The sequence below is a fragment of the Tardibacter chloracetimidivorans genome (assembly GCF_001890385.1).
Classification (GTDB): domain Bacteria; phylum Pseudomonadota; class Alphaproteobacteria; order Sphingomonadales; family Sphingomonadaceae; genus Tardibacter; species Tardibacter chloracetimidivorans.
On the sequence record NZ_CP018221.1, the window covers coordinates 797,397 to 810,583 of the forward strand.

At 66.8% G+C, this 13,187-nt stretch carries 13 protein-coding genes and 1 tRNA gene; 5 read left to right on the forward strand and 9 right to left on the reverse strand.

Annotated features, from left to right (window positions below; genetic code table 11):
- Nucleotides 1-12 precede the first annotated feature (12 nt).
- The 5 genes from mreC to BSL82_RS04120 all read left to right on the forward strand — a co-directional run bounded on the left by mreC (nucleotide 13) and on the right by BSL82_RS04120 (nucleotide 4,784).
- The gene (gene mreC / locus BSL82_RS04100) at nucleotides 13-852 is read left to right on the forward strand and encodes a rod shape-determining protein MreC (protein WP_158010676.1); all 840 of its coding nucleotides are present in this window, start codon (nucleotides 13-15) and stop codon (nucleotides 850-852) included.
- Nucleotides 849-1,382, forward strand: a complete 534-nt coding sequence (gene mreD, locus BSL82_RS04105) for a rod shape-determining protein MreD (RefSeq protein WP_072596162.1) — start codon at nucleotides 849-851, stop codon at nucleotides 1,380-1,382. Before mreC ends, mreD begins: the two co-directional genes overlap by 4 nt.
- Complete coding sequence (mrdA, locus tag BSL82_RS04110; RefSeq protein WP_072596163.1) at nucleotides 1,364-3,361, forward strand: penicillin-binding protein 2; 1,998 nt, start codon at nucleotides 1,364-1,366, stop codon at nucleotides 3,359-3,361. The genes mreD and mrdA overlap by 19 nt, the downstream gene beginning before the upstream one ends.
- The gene (rodA, locus tag BSL82_RS04115; RefSeq protein WP_072596164.1) at nucleotides 3,358-4,473 is read left to right on the forward strand and encodes a rod shape-determining protein RodA; all 1,116 of its coding nucleotides are present in this window, start codon (nucleotides 3,358-3,360) and stop codon (nucleotides 4,471-4,473) included. The genes mrdA and rodA overlap by 4 nt, the downstream gene beginning before the upstream one ends.
- A gap of 235 nt (nucleotides 4,474-4,708) precedes the next feature.
- Nucleotides 4,709-4,784, forward strand: a tRNA-Lys gene (locus tag BSL82_RS04120).
- Nucleotides 4,785-4,903: 119 nt separating this feature from the next.
- Here the strand turns inward: BSL82_RS04120 and BSL82_RS04125 are convergent.
- The 9 genes from BSL82_RS04125 to BSL82_RS04165 form a co-directional block, all read right to left on the reverse strand.
- A complete protein-coding gene (locus BSL82_RS04125; RefSeq protein WP_072596165.1) occupies nucleotides 4,904-5,119 on the reverse strand; it encodes a helix-turn-helix domain-containing protein in 216 nt (71 codons plus the stop codon).
- A gap of 6 nt (nucleotides 5,120-5,125) precedes the next feature.
- Nucleotides 5,126-5,362, reverse strand: a complete 237-nt coding sequence (locus BSL82_RS04130; protein WP_072596166.1) for a DUF2274 domain-containing protein — start codon at nucleotides 5,360-5,362, stop codon at nucleotides 5,126-5,128.
- 2 nt (nucleotides 5,363-5,364) lie between these two features.
- Nucleotides 5,365-6,615, reverse strand: a complete 1,251-nt coding sequence (locus BSL82_RS04135) for a TraB/TrbI/VirB10 family type IV secretion system protein (RefSeq protein WP_072596167.1) — start codon at nucleotides 6,613-6,615, stop codon at nucleotides 5,365-5,367.
- On the reverse strand, nucleotides 6,612-7,469 hold the full coding sequence (gene trbG / locus BSL82_RS04140; protein ID WP_072596168.1) for a P-type conjugative transfer protein TrbG: 858 nt from the start codon (nucleotides 7,467-7,469) through the stop codon (nucleotides 6,612-6,614). Before trbG ends, BSL82_RS04135 begins: the two co-directional genes overlap by 4 nt.
- Nucleotides 7,466-8,299 carry a conjugal transfer protein TrbF gene (gene trbF, locus BSL82_RS04145; protein WP_072596169.1) on the reverse strand — a complete coding sequence of 278 codons (834 nt, stop codon included), beginning with the start codon at nucleotides 8,297-8,299 and terminating at the stop codon, nucleotides 7,466-7,468. The genes trbG and trbF overlap by 4 nt, the downstream gene beginning before the upstream one ends.
- A 3-nt stretch (nucleotides 8,300-8,302) precedes the next feature.
- On the reverse strand, nucleotides 8,303-9,604 hold the full coding sequence (trbL, locus tag BSL82_RS04150) for a P-type conjugative transfer protein TrbL (RefSeq protein WP_072596170.1): 1,302 nt from the start codon (nucleotides 9,602-9,604) through the stop codon (nucleotides 8,303-8,305).
- A gap of 123 nt (nucleotides 9,605-9,727) precedes the next feature.
- The gene (trbJ, locus tag BSL82_RS04155) at nucleotides 9,728-10,480 is read right to left on the reverse strand and encodes a P-type conjugative transfer protein TrbJ (RefSeq protein WP_072596171.1); all 753 of its coding nucleotides are present in this window, start codon (nucleotides 10,478-10,480) and stop codon (nucleotides 9,728-9,730) included.
- 5 nt (nucleotides 10,481-10,485) lie between these two features.
- Nucleotides 10,486-12,942: a conjugal transfer protein TrbE gene (trbE, locus tag BSL82_RS04160; RefSeq protein WP_072596172.1), complete on the reverse strand. Its 2,457-nt coding sequence runs from the start codon at nucleotides 12,940-12,942 to the stop codon at nucleotides 10,486-10,488.
- On the reverse strand, nucleotides 12,936-13,166 hold the full coding sequence (locus BSL82_RS04165) for a VirB3 family type IV secretion system protein (protein WP_072598585.1): 231 nt from the start codon (nucleotides 13,164-13,166) through the stop codon (nucleotides 12,936-12,938). Before BSL82_RS04165 ends, trbE begins: the two co-directional genes overlap by 7 nt.
- Between the last annotated feature and the right edge of the window lie 21 nt (nucleotides 13,167-13,187).

The following is a 13,187-nucleotide window of genomic DNA, read 5'->3' on the forward strand; positions in this document are numbered from 1 at the left end:
AGGCGGGCCCAGATGGGCGCGTTCGTCGGCCTTGTGCTGTCGGTGCTGGCGATCGTCGTGGGCGTCGTGCTGCTGGTGAGGTCGGCCTTCGGGAATGACGATGTCAGCGGCGCGCGCGGCGTGGCGCTGGACGTGACCGCGCCCATCGCAGCGGCCATCGGCGCGCCGTTCCGCTGGGCGGCGGCAGGAGTGGATATGATCGACGATCACTTCCGCGCCGTATCGCGCAACCGGGCGCTGCAGGCGCAGCTTGAGCAGGCCGTGCCCGAGCTTGTCCGCGCCCGCACGCTGAAGCGGGAGAACGCAAGGCTGAAGGCGCTGCTGGACCTGAGCGAGCCGAACCCGCGCATGATCGCATCCGCGCGGATCGTCGGCGGATCACCTTCCTCGCCGTCGAGCACGGCCGTGCTTTCGGCAGGCAGGCGGCAGGGAGTCGCCGTTGGCCAGCCGGTGCGGGAGCCGTCCGGGCTCGTCGGCCGCGTGATCGAGACGGGCAGCAACGCGGCCCGGGTGATGCTGCTGACCCATGTCGACAGCCGCGTTCCGGTCGCCATGGTGCGCGACGGCACTCCGGCGCTGGTGTTCGGGCGGAACGACGCGCTGCTGGAAGTGAAGACGGTGATCACCGACCGCAATCCCTTTCGCCCCGGCGACCTGCTGATCACATCGGGCGCGGGCGGCATCTATCCCCCCGACGTCGCGGTCGCGGTGGTAGTGAAGCCGACCGTGGAGGGCGCGCTCGCCCGGCCCGCCGTCGCGCCCGAAAAGCTGGGCTTCGTCATCGTCGAGGAGCCGTTCGTCCCGCGCGTGACCCCCACCCGCAAAGCCACCTTGCCGGAGCAGCGTCGATGATCGCGCCCTGGCGGCAGATGGAAAGCCATGAGCGGGTGCGCGAGCTTACGCGCGGCTGGCCGCTGGTCGTCCCCTCGCTCACGATCGTGGGAGCGCTGCTGCTGGTGGCGGTCGTGCCGCTTGTCACGACGCTGCCGGTCCTGCCCGATCTCGCATTCGCGCTGCTGATCGCATGGCGGCTCTACCGGCCCGACATGGTCGCGCCCTGGGCGGGCCTGCCGCTTGGCATCGTGGCCGATATCCTGACGGGCCAGCCGGTGGGCGTATCGGCGACGGTGTGGCCGCTGGCCCTGCTTGCGCTGGCGATCATCGAGCCGCGCTTCCCCTTGCGCGACCAGCGCATGGACTGGGCGCTGGCGGCGGCCGCCATCATCCTTGGCAAGCTGATCGCCTATAAGCTGCTGGCGCTGGTGAACCTGCCCCTGCCCTTCGCCCCCGTGCTGACCGGCATGATCTGCACCGTGCTCTTCTTTCCCATCATGGCGCGGCTTGCCGCGTGGACGGAGCGGCAGTGGCTCGCCGTCGACTGACACCGCAGACACCGACGGAAGCGAGCCAGCAGTTCAGCTTCACCCGCAGGGCGCTGGTGCTGGGCGCGGCGCAGGGCGGCATCGGCCTGCTGCTGGCGGCGCGCATGGGCTATCTCTCGATCTTCGAGCAGGAACGCTACAAGCTGCTGGCTGAGAGCAATCGCGTGTCGCTGCAGCTCATCCCCCCGCGTCGGGGGTGGATCGTGGACCGCGCGGGCAAGCCGCTGGCGCTGAACCGGCCCGACTTCCAGGTGCAGCTGATCCCCGAGCAGGTGCGCGACCTGGAGGCGACGCTGGCTGAGCTTGGCGGCATTCTGGGCCTTTCCCCCGAGCAGCTTGCGCTTATCCGCGAGGAGGTCGCCGAGAAGGAAGGCTATCAGCCTATCCAGATTGCGCAGGACCTGGACTGGAACCAGTTCGCCGCCATCAACGTGCGGCTGACCGAACTGGCCGGGGTGCAGCCGATCCGGGGCTATGCGCGGGTCTATCCGACCGGCCCGGCGGTGGCGCACCTGCTGGGCTATGTGGGCGCGGCGCGCGCCGAGCAATATCAGGAAACGCGCGACCCGCTGCTGATCTTTCCCGGATTCAAGGTGGGCAAGGACGGGCTTGAGAAGACGCTGGACAAGCAGCTGATCGGCAAGGCGGGCGCGGCGCGGGTGGAAGTGAACGCCAGGGGCCGGCCGCTGCGCGAACTCGCCACCCTGCCCGCCACCGCCGGCGACACGGTGCGGCTGACCGTGGACGGCGGGCTGCAATCCTATGCCGCGCGGCGGCTGGGCGACCACAGCGGCTCCGTGGTGATCATGGACTGCACCAACGGCGACATATTGGCGATGACGTCCATGCCCGCCTATGACCCGAACGCCTTCAGCGGCGGCATAAGGCAGACCATGTGGGACGGGCTGCGGGAAGACGACCATCTGCCGCTGCTGAACAAATCGCTGCAAGGCCTCTATCCGCCGGGGTCCACCTTCAAGCCGGCCACCGCGCTCGCCCTGCTGGAAAACGGGGTCGCCCCCACCGACGCCGTCGTGTGCACCGGCCGCTATCGGCTGGGCGGGGGCTATTTCCACTGCCACAAGCGCGGCGGACACGGCGTCGTCAGCCTGAACAAGGCGATCGCGCAGAGCTGCGACATCTATTTCTACCACTTCGGCCGCCGCATCGGCATCGACCGGATCGCCGACATGGCGCGGCGGCTAGGACTGGGCGAGGAATATGCGCTTCCGGTCGCCTCGCAGCGATATGGCACCGTGCCCGACCAGGCGTGGAAGGAGAAGAAATACGGCAAGCCATGGCTGGAGGGGGAGACGCTTTCCGCCGCCATCGGCCAGGGATATGTGCTGGCGAACCCCCTTCAGCTTGCAGTGATGTGCAGCCGGGTGGCGTCCGGCCGGGCGCTTTCGCCCTCCCTCCTCCTTGGAGGCGAACGGCCAAGGGAAAAGCCGCTCTCCATCGACCCCGCCCATGTCCAGCTGGTGCGGGACGGAATGAACGCGGTGGTCAACGGCGGGGGCACCGCCGGGCGGGCGCGGATGCAGATCGAAGGCATCAAAATGGCGGGCAAGAGCGGCACGGCCCAGGTCCGCCGCATCTCCATGGCGGAGCGCCGCCGGGGCGTGATCCGCAACGAAGCGCTGCCGTGGCGGCTGCGCGACCATGCGCTGTTCATCGCCTATGCCCCGGTGGACGCGCCCCGCTTTGCCGCCGCCGTGGTGATCGAGCATGGCATCGGCGGATCGGCCGTGGCGGCCCCCATCGCCCGCGACTGCCTGACCTGGCTGTACGACCCCGCGCGCGCGATGAAGACGCTTGAAGCGCTTGAGAAGGAATGGGGCGGCGATATTCTGGACCGGATGCAGGCCAAGGCAGCCCAGCGCGCAGCCGAACAGGCCGCCCGTGAGGAGGCGATCCGGACCGGGCAACCGCTGCCCGGCGACGACGGCAACGCAATGGGCGCGGGAGAGGCCGAATGAGCCATCCCGCCCTGCCCCGCGCGCTGGTGGGCCTGCCGTGGCGGTTGCTGCTGGTGGTGGCGGGCGTCGGCCTGTTCGGCCTTGTCGTGCTGTTTTCGGCAGCGGGCGGCAGCCTGACGCCCTGGGCGGCAAATCAGGGCGTGCGCTTTGTGGCTTTCTTCGTTGCGATGATCGCTCTGGCGCGGGTGCGGCCCGAGCGATGGTCCGCAATGGCCTTTCCCGTCTATGCGGTGATCCTCGCCGCGCTGATCGCGGTGGAGGCGATGGGCGTGATCGGCGGCGGCAGCCAGCGCTGGCTGGACCTGGGGCTGATCCGCCTGCAGCCTTCGGAGTTCATGAAGCCTGCGGCGATACTGGTGCTGGCCCGCTTCTATTCGCGACTGCCGGCCGTCCATCTGCGCAGCCTGCAGGCGCTGTGGCCGGCCGCGCTGCTGATCGGCGTTCCAGCGGCGCTGGTGTTGGCGCAGCCCGACCTGGGCACCGCGCTGATGATCACCTTCGGCGGGGTGACGGTGATGTTTCTGGCCGGGCTGCCGCTCTGGTGGTTCCTTGGCACGGGCGGCGTCATCGCAGCCGCGCTGCCGGTGCTGTACACGCAGCTGCACGAATATCAGCAGAAGCGCGTGCTGATCTTCCTTGACCCCGAAAGCGACCCGCTGGGCGCTGGCTATCACATCAGCCAGTCCAAGATCGCCATCGGCTCCGGCGGGCTGTTCGGCAAGGGGTTCCTCAACGGCACGCAAAGCCATCTGGAATATCTGCCGGAAATGCACACCGACTTCGCCTTTGCGACCATGGCCGAGGAATGGGGCCTGGCCGGCGGGATCGTGCTGCTGGCGGCCTTCGCCTATGTGCTGGGCTGGGGATGGAAGCTGGCAGTGACATCGGAAGGCCGGTTCGAGCGGCTGCTGGCGGGCGGACTGACGGCCAGCATCTTCTATTACATCTGCATCAACCTGATGATGGTGATGGGGCTGGCGCCGGTGGTGGGCATTCCGCTGCCGCTCATTTCCTATGGCGGATCGGCGATGATGACGGTGATGCTGTGCCTGGGCGTGCTGCTGGGCATAGACCGCGCGAACCGGAGGACGGCGGCCTACCGCCATATCTGAGGGGGAGGTGTTGGTAGGGCCGGAGCGAAGTGGCGGCAGCGCAAGGCGGTGGGTCCGGTGCGGGCGGGCGTTCGATGAGCCGAGGCGCGGCGGCGGGAGACCTGAGGCGCGGAGAGGCCGACCCGAGCTGGCTTTCCGGCGGGGCTTTCAGCGCCGCATTTTCGTTTTGACCCCCGCCCGGAGAAGTGCTACCCGGCGCGCTCCCGACCGGATCGGGCCTTGCCGGAACGGCAATGGACGCATAGCTCAGTTGGTAGAGCAGCTGACTCTTAATCAGCGGGTCCTTGGTTCGAGCCCAAGTGCGTCCACCACTTTCTCCTTGAAATTGCAGTGTTTTCTTAAAACTCGTCGCTCCGCATGGAACCTAGTTTTCTGTATAGGTTCCTCATAGGTTCCAGTGGGCCGAACGCATCAAATGATGGGGCATCCTTTATTTTACGCCCCGTCGCCGGCTAAGGAGCGCTTCGAGGCTCGCAACTGAAATTAGCGTGCTCCTGCCCAGTTTGATCGTTTCGACCTCCCCAGCCTGCATGAGTTTGTAAAAGGTCGAGCGGCCGATCCCGAGCATCCGCGCGGCGTCCGGTATCCGGACCGTGAGACAGTCGATCGGGGAAAGCCGATCGTCCTTGTTCGCTGCGCGCGCCATGACGGTTCAGTCAGACGATGTGCCGTGTTCGGCCGTTGGCCGCGAGCGTTGAAAGGCGCGATCGCTTTCGAGGAAATGCGCCAATATAGCCGACGCAACCTCGGCCGGTTGCTCGGCGCGCCCGTATGCTTTCTCGTAAAACTTGCAATAGGCGTCCAAAGCTTTCTTCAATTCCGGCGACAAGGTGATGGTGATCTTCACCGGTGTCCGGTCGGGAAGCCTGCGGAGCTTGATATCGGGCATGGTCAACGCTCCGCCGTCCGCCAAGGCCGCGACAATACCAAATCCTTGTGTACGACGATCCTGAGCGGCCAACCCGGACGCACCCGTAAGGTCGGCTGGATGTTGAGATTGCGGGTGACGAACTGATCGCCGGCGCGGGCGCCGCTCTGCTGCGCGGATTCGCGGATCGCGCGGACAAGATCGCTTTCGGTGCTGCCGAAGCTAAGTTCGGTGCCGACGCCGAGCAACGTCGACAACGCGACTCCCTTCAAGAGCTGCCACGTATGACGGTCGATCCGGTCGGACAGCCCCGCATAGCCCTCTGTGTCGGTCGCCGGGACATTGTCGATGCGGATCGACGATCCATCGGGAAGGATGATACGCTGCCAAACCAAAAGAGCGCGGCTCTGTCCGAACGCGACGACGCTATCGTAACTTCCGATCAGCCGCGAACCCTGCGGGATAAGCAATATCCGCCCGGTCACGCTGTCATAGGCGTTCTCGGTCACTTGCGCCGTTACCAGCCCCGGAAGATCGGAGTTCAGCCCGGTGATCAGACTGGCCGCGATCACGCTACCGGCGCTCAGCGTGTAGGGTGATGGGGCCGCGGTCAGCCGATGCGGATTAATGTCGTCCCCGGCATTTGACCGGCCGACCAGCGCGTTCTTGCGCTCCTGCGCGCCTGGATCGCGCGCGGGATCGAGGGATTTTGTCGCCGCGGCATTATCCGGGCCGGTGGGACTGGCCGCCGCATCCGATGCTGGCGGCGCCGCCGCGGCTCGCTGCGTCGTCCCCGCAATCTGCAACATCACGGCCGATTCCCGTGCCGCCTTCTGCTCGGCCGCGATCCGCTGCCGCTCCGCCTCAGCGTCCCGCGCGGCACGCTCCGCCGCATCGGTGGCAGGGTCGACCGGGGCTACAGCGCCGATGCCGCGCTGATGGTTGAGGATCGGCCGGCCAAGGTCGCCGGGCAGCGGTGCCCCGAGCTGCGACACATCACCATATCCTTTCGGCGCGCCCGCGAGCGCGTCTGGTGGCGCCTTCGCAGCGACCTGTTTGTCATCGCTCGACGCGACCAGGCTCAACGTCGTGGGTTTCAGCGCCAGCCATGCAACGCCGACGATCGCGGTCGAACCCGCGGCGGCAATGGCGATGATCGCCCCCCGCCGGAACCGCGTGACGCGGCCGGGCGCCGCGCGCAGCACCAGCGTTTCCGGATCGGCCTTGGCTGCGGGGGCTGCGGGCGCGGCGGGCGGAATAGGTGCGTCGGTCACGACGCCCTCCGCCGGGAAGTGCGCGCGGGATCGCCGCGCGTGATGCGGACGATCTTCTGGCGCTTCTCGCCAAGGCGCAGCTCGGCCGCGCCGAACAGGCGATCGACGACATAATAGCGGCCAGCGACGCGGTAGTTGACGAGCTGGGCTTCGCCATTGTCGCCGGTCACGAACAGCGGCGGCGCTTCGCCGACCGCGATGCTCGCCGGAAACTCGATGAACGTCTGCCGCCCATCATCGAACGCACGCAGTGGCCGCCAAGCGGGCTTGTCCCCGGAAACGGCATAGTTGAAGTTGAGGCTCTCGACGGCAAGGCCGGACGCTATCGGTGCCGCAGCCTCGGCTGCTGCCTGGGTACGGCGGAGCGCTATCAGCTCATCTTGGGGATAGGTCCACGAAAGCGCAGCCATCGCGGTCGTGGCGGTGCTTTCCAGCGCCAGGTGATAGGCGCGACGATCAGTCGTGATGAAAAGGTTCGTGCGCAGTCCTGCGGAAAAGGGCTTCACGAGGATATGTGTGCGGCGGGTCTCACCGCTGCCGCTCGTCGTATCGCCGACCGTCCAGCGCACCGTATCTCCCGCTGCGACCGACGTGACTGTTTCGCCCGGCTGCAAGGCGATGTCGGTCACGCGCTCGGGCGCGGCATAGAGCCGGTAGAGCACGCCTTCCGAGTAAGGATAGACCTGCACGGCATGGATATAACCCGCGCTCGACGGCTCTCGCAGTGCCGCCCGGTTAGCAGCGGTCACGCGGGCCGTTGGCGATGCGGCCTCGCGCGTCTGCGCGGCGGCGGGTGCCAGAGTGAGAGGGGCGAGCGCGAACAGGCTCGCCGACAGGAGAATGGGTCGGATCATTGGGCGTTCCTTTCCGGGGTCTGCGGGGGCTGGGGCGGCTGTCCAAGACCGGGATCGAGCGGCGAGCCGAGCGGGAGATCAGCAGGCGGTGCGGACGTGGGTAGCGGCGCTGACACGGGCGTCGGCGCGGGCGGCCGATCGGCCGGCGTTTCCAGCTCGCGGCTCCAGTCGATCGCATCGACATAGAGTCCAAGCGGGTTCTTCCTCAGCACGTCGGCCGAGCGCGGCGGCTGGATCTTCACCGTCACCATCGCCGTCCAGCGCGACGTGCTGGCGAGGCTGCCGCGCTCATATTGCTGTTCGGTCCATTTCACCTGAAAGCTGGTGTCGGATGCGCGCACGACGCTCGTTACCTGTACGGACACGGTGCGCCGTCCGACCTCCGCGAACGGATTGGCCGTCCGCGCATATTCGCCGAGGAACAGCGATCCCCGCTCAGTCGCGAAGTCGTAGGCGGATAGCCAGTTCTCGCGCATCAGCACGGCGTCGAGCGACCGCGACCGGATGTTGGAGATGAAACGGCCAAGATGCCACGCAATCTGCGGATCGGTCGGCCGGTAATCCTTGGCGGCCGGGGTGACCGCCTGCGCCTGGCCGAGATTGTCGACCTCGACCACATAGGGCACAACGCGGCTCTGCATCGACTGCCAGACCAGCGCGCCCGAGAGGCCGGTGGTGAGGAACAGCCCGCCGAACGCCATCAGCCGCCAGTTGTGTGCCTGCACACGCGCCGAGCCGATGCGCTCGTCCCATAATTGTCCGGCGCGCTGATAGGGCGTCTCCGGTTCGGGCGTCTGTCCGTAGCGCTGCAAGGCGCGTTTGAATCGCATAGCTCAGTCCTTCTCTTTGATGTCGGGAGTGGCGGAGGCCCCGCCCTTGTCGCCGTCGCGAACGGCGTGGATCGCCATCTGACGGCGGTGCCGCGCGGTCTGGCTGGCCTGAAGCTTCTGCGCCCAGGCGGGCGCCGATCCTGAGGAAGCGGCACCTTCGGACGCAGCCGGTGCGGGGAATGTGGAGCCTGCCTGCCACGCGGCCTGCTGGCCGCGTTCGGCCGCCTCGCGGATTCCAAAGGCGCCGCGCATCGAATTGGAGGCGGCACCTCTGGCCGCGGTCGCCATGCCGCCGAGGCCGGCGCCCACGCTTGCGGAGCCGGATGTCTCCTGCCCGAGCCTGTAGGCGGTGGACGCGGCGCTTCCCATCGACGTGCCGGCCCGGATCGCACCAAGACCGGCGCCAGCAACGCCGCGGGCGGCCGCGACGGCGCCGGCACCGCCCATCGCCAGCCCGCCGGCGGCGAGTGCGGCGGTGCCGACAACCGAACCCGCGCCGAGTTGCGGCGCCCCGGCGACGAGGCCCGAGGCGATGCCGGGACCGAAGATTCCGAGCCCGAACAGCGCGAGGCTTGCCAGCATCAGCGAGACGGCTTGGTCGATATTGGGCTCCTGCCCCTGCAGGGCGCTTACGAAGTCAGCGAAATAGTTGGAGCCGATACCGACGATGACGGCGAGCACCATCACCTTGATGCCCGAGCTGATGACGTTGCCGAGCACGCGTTCGGCAAGGAACGACGTGCGGTTCCACAAGGCGAACGGCACCAGCAGGAAGCCGGCGAGCGAGGTCAGCTTGAACTCGAGGATGGTGATGAAGAGCTGGATCGCGAGAATAAAGAAGGCGACGATGACGATGATCCAGGCGATCACTAGCACGGCGATTTCGACGAAATTGTCGAAGAAGGCGATCGGACCGACCAAGTCCTTCGCCCGCTCGAGCAGTGGCCAGGCCGCCTCGAAGCCGGTGCCCGCGAGACGGCCGGGGTGTAGGAGATCATCGGCGGTGATGGCGCTGCCGCCCGCCGTCAGACCGAGGCCAGCGAACGAGCGGAAGATGATTTCGGAGAGCGTCGAGAAGCTGTTGAGGATCAGCGCGAAGACGCCGACATAGAGAATCTTCTTCAGGAACTTCCCGATCACGTCATCCTCGCCACCCAAGGCCCAAAAGAGCCCGGCAAGCGCGATGTCGATGCCGATCAGGATGGTGGTGAGGAACGCAACGTCGCCGCCCAACAGCCCGAAGCCGCTGTCGATGTAGGCGATGAACGCCTCCATGAACTGATCGATGACATTAAGGTCGTTCAAGTCGCTGTTCCTGCTTTTGCGTGGGAGGTGTCGCGGGGGCCGGCGGCCATGAGGGGGGAAGCCCAACGGCCCCCGCGACGAGAGAAAGCGGTCCGGGGAGCTGGGGGACCGCCCTCCCTCAGTTCATTGCCGCGGCGTGTAGGCCTTGCCGTCGCCAAGGAAGCGCCGTGTCGATTCCTGCGCTTCGCGCGCAATCTGGCCGCGCCGCGCCTGCTCGATCGATTCGCTGCGGAACTGTGCGGCCATCAGATTCTGAATCTGGAGCTGCTGCTTGGCGGTGAGCGCGAGCAGCTGATTGGTCGCCTGTTGTGCCTGCAAACCACCTTCCGCGCGCTGGCTGCGCGACACGATCTCGGCGAGCGCCTGCGTGTCACTGCGGACATTGTCGACGATGCGGTTCTGTACGCCCATCGTCTGCCGGAAAGAGGTCATCGCTGTGTCGAGCTGATCGCGTGCCCGGGCCAGGCGCTGATCGCGCCGGAAGGTCTGATCGAAGCTGTCGGGGAATAGCTGGCGATAGCGATCGTCGAGCTGATCGATTCGAAAGTCGATGCCCTGCGCCTGGCCCATCAATTGGTCGATCTGCTGAAGCCGCTGCCGAAGCTCGCTGAGCTGCGGGAAATCGATCCGGCTGAGGTTCTTGCCCTGATTGATCAGTATCTGTGCCTCGTTCTGGAGGCTTTGGATCTGATTGTTGATCTGCTGGAGCGTGCGAGCGGCGGTGAGCAGGTTCTGGGTGTAGTTCGACGTATCGAACACGCTCATCTGCGCCGACGCCGGCGTGCTGGTCATGCTGACGCCCATGATGAGGGCGCCGGTCGCGCTCAGACCGAGCGCGGAGGCGATCGCATATTTGCGGAGGGGGATACGGGGCACGTCGATTACTCCTTTTCTGCTGGAAGTCGGGCAGCGGAAAAATCGGCCAGCAGGTCGGCCGCCCATTCAAGGCCTGCGGACGTGAGGAAATCGGCGGCGAAGCGTGCCGCGCCATGCTCGGCGAGGATGGCGTCGATGCGCTTCTGGCTTTCGGGATCGGAGGCGCCGCACAGGGCGAGCGCGATCGGGCCAAGCCCCAGCTCGAACAGCCGGTTGCCGCGCGCCGATTGCAGATAATATTGCCGCTTGGGCGTCGCGCGGCTGACCAGCTCGATTTGCCGCTCGTTCAATCCGAAACGGACATAAGCCGCCTGGCTCTGCGGCTCGATGGCGCGGTCGTTGGGCAACAATATGCGCTGCGGACAGCTTTCGATGATGGCGGGCGCGATCGTCGAATCCGCGATGTCGGCGAGGCTTTGTGTCGCGAACACCACCGCGACGTTGCGCTTGCGCAGGACTTTCAGCCATTCGCGGATGCGCGCCGCGAACAGCGGGTGGTCGAGGAACACCCAGGCTTCGTCGAGAATGAGCAGCGTCGGCCGCCCGGTGAACCGCTCTTCCAAGCGGTGGAACAGATAGGTGAGCACCGGGGCAACAACGCCGGCCTGTCCCATCAGCGCCTCGGTTTCGAAACACTGGACGTCGGCGATGGCGAGATCGTCTTCGGCCGCGTCGAGCAGCCGTCCGAACGGACCTTCCAAGGTGTAGGGCGACAACGCCGATCGCAGCGCCGCCGATTGCAGCAGCAGCGCTAACCCTGTCAGCGTGCGTTCCTCGATCGGCGCCGTGGCGAGGCTGTTCAGCGCCGACCACAAGGATTTCTTGATCTCGGGGGTGACGACGACATGCTCGTGCGCGAGCAGCGCGGCGATCCATTCCGCCGCCCATGCGCGCTCGTCGGCCCGGTCGATGTGGCGCAGCGGCTGGAAGGCGATGGCCTGCCCGGTATCGGCATCTTCGCCGCCGAGGCCGAGCGCGTGATGCGCGCCGCCCATCGCCAGCACCGCCGCACGGGCCGAAAAGCCCTTGTCGAAGATATAGACCTGGGCTTGCCGGTAGCGGCGGAACTGGAGCGCCAGCAGTGCGAGCAGCACCGATTTGCCGGCGCCGGTCGGGCCGACGATCAGCATATGGCCGACATCACCGACATGCGTGCTGAGCCGAAACGGGGTCGAACCGCTGGTTTCCGCATAGAGCAGCGGCGGGCCGTCTAGATGCGTGTTGCGCGCCGGCCCCGCCCATACCGACGACAGCGGCATCAGGTGTGCGAGGTTCAGCGTGTGGACGAGCGGCTGGCGGACATTGGCATAGACGTGGCCCGGCAGGCTCGACAGCCACGCCTCCACAGCGTTGATGCTTTCGCGGATGCAAGTGAAACCGAGGCCGTTGACGATCCGCTCGACGGCACGGACCTTTTCTTCCACACGGGCGCAATCGGTGTCGGCGACGGTGATTGTCGTGGTCAGATGGCCGAAGGCCACATGATCGCCGCCGAGCGCCTGCAAGGCGAGATCGCTATCGACCACCTTGTTGTCGGCGTCGCTGTCGAGCAGCTGGACGGGCTGGTTGTAGATGACCTCGCGCAGCAGCGCGGTGATCGACTTCCTCTTGTTGAACCATTGGCGGCGCAGCTTCGTCAGCGCCTTGGTCGCGTCGGTCTTGTCGAGCGCGATGAAGCGCGTCACCCAGCGATAGGCGAAATCCTGATGATTGAGCGCGTCGAGGATGCCGGGGCGGCTGAGATTGGGGAAACCGAGAATGGTGAGTGTGCGGATGTGCGCGTCGCCCAGCATCGGTTCGAGGCCGCCGGTCAGCGGCGTGTCCGCCAGCAGACCATCCAGATACATCGGCGTTTCAGGCACGCCGACCGGATGCCGGCGCGTGGAGATGGTGCCGTGCAGGAAGGTCAGCGTCTCGGCATCGTCGAGCGCGCGGACCTCGGGCATGAACCCGGAGAACAGGTCGAGCGCGCGATCGGTCTCCGCGACGAACGCGGCGAGCGTCTGCCGCCAGTCGCGCCCCTTCACATCGTCGCTGCGCTCGACCAGCGCACGGCCCGCAGTATCCGCCTGATCGGGTCCGGCGAGGAAGGTGAGCGTCAGGTAATAACGGCTCTCGAAATGCTGTCCGGCGCTTTCGAAGCCACCACCGCGTTCCTCGTCGACCAGCCAGGAGGCGGCATCGGGAAAGTCGCTGACCGGATAGCCGAGCGCCTCGCGCCGTTGGGCCTCAAAGTGAAGCGCCCATCCCGATCCGAACCGCCTGAGCACGTTGTTCGCCCGTGCGCAGGCGGCGATCAGCTCGGCTTCGGTCGCGCTTTCCAGGTCCGGCCCGCGGAACTGCGACGTGCGCTGGAAACTGCCGTCCTTATTGAGGACAATGCCGGGTGCAACGAGGGCGGCCCAGGGCAGATGGTCCGCCATGCGGTCGGCGCGCTGCCGATATTCACGCAGGCTTAGCACGAGAGATATCCCTTCTGGCGAATGTGGCGAGCGAGCACCGGCGCGAAGTCCGGATCGCGCTTGGCGGCGAACACCGCCAGCGTGTGCCCGAACGCCCACATCACCAGCCCGGCGATCCATTGCTGGAGGCCGAGGCCGAGTGCGGCGGCGACCGTGCCGTTGACGATCGCGATGGCGCGCGGAGCGCCGCCGAGCAGGATCGGCTCGGCGAGCGACCGGTGCATCGGCGCCTCGAAGCCTTCGAT

Coding starts and splice junctions, on each gene's coding strand:
- mreC (WP_158010676.1), top strand. CDS start 13: ATGGGCGCGTTCGTCGGCCTTGTGCTGTCGGTGCTGGCGATCGTCGTG.
- mreD (WP_072596162.1), top strand. CDS start 849: ATGATCGCGCCCTGGCGGCAGATGGAAAGCCATGAGCGGGTGCGCGAG.
- rodA (WP_072596164.1), top strand. CDS start 3,358: ATGAGCCATCCCGCCCTGCCCCGCGCGCTGGTGGGCCTGCCGTGGCGG.
- BSL82_RS04125 (WP_072596165.1), bottom strand. CDS start 5,119: ATGGCGCGCGCAGCGAACAAGGACGATCGGCTTTCCCCGATCGACTGT.
- BSL82_RS04130 (WP_072596166.1), bottom strand. CDS start 5,362: ATGCCCGATATCAAGCTCCGCAGGCTTCCCGACCGGACACCGGTGAAG.
- trbG (WP_072596168.1), bottom strand. CDS start 7,469: ATGATCCGACCCATTCTCCTGTCGGCGAGCCTGTTCGCGCTCGCCCCT.
- trbF (WP_072596169.1), bottom strand. CDS start 8,299: ATGCGATTCAAACGCGCCTTGCAGCGCTACGGACAGACGCCCGAACCG.
- BSL82_RS04165 (WP_072598585.1), bottom strand. CDS start 13,166: ATGCACCGGTCGCTCGCCGAGCCGATCCTGCTCGGCGGCGCTCCGCGC.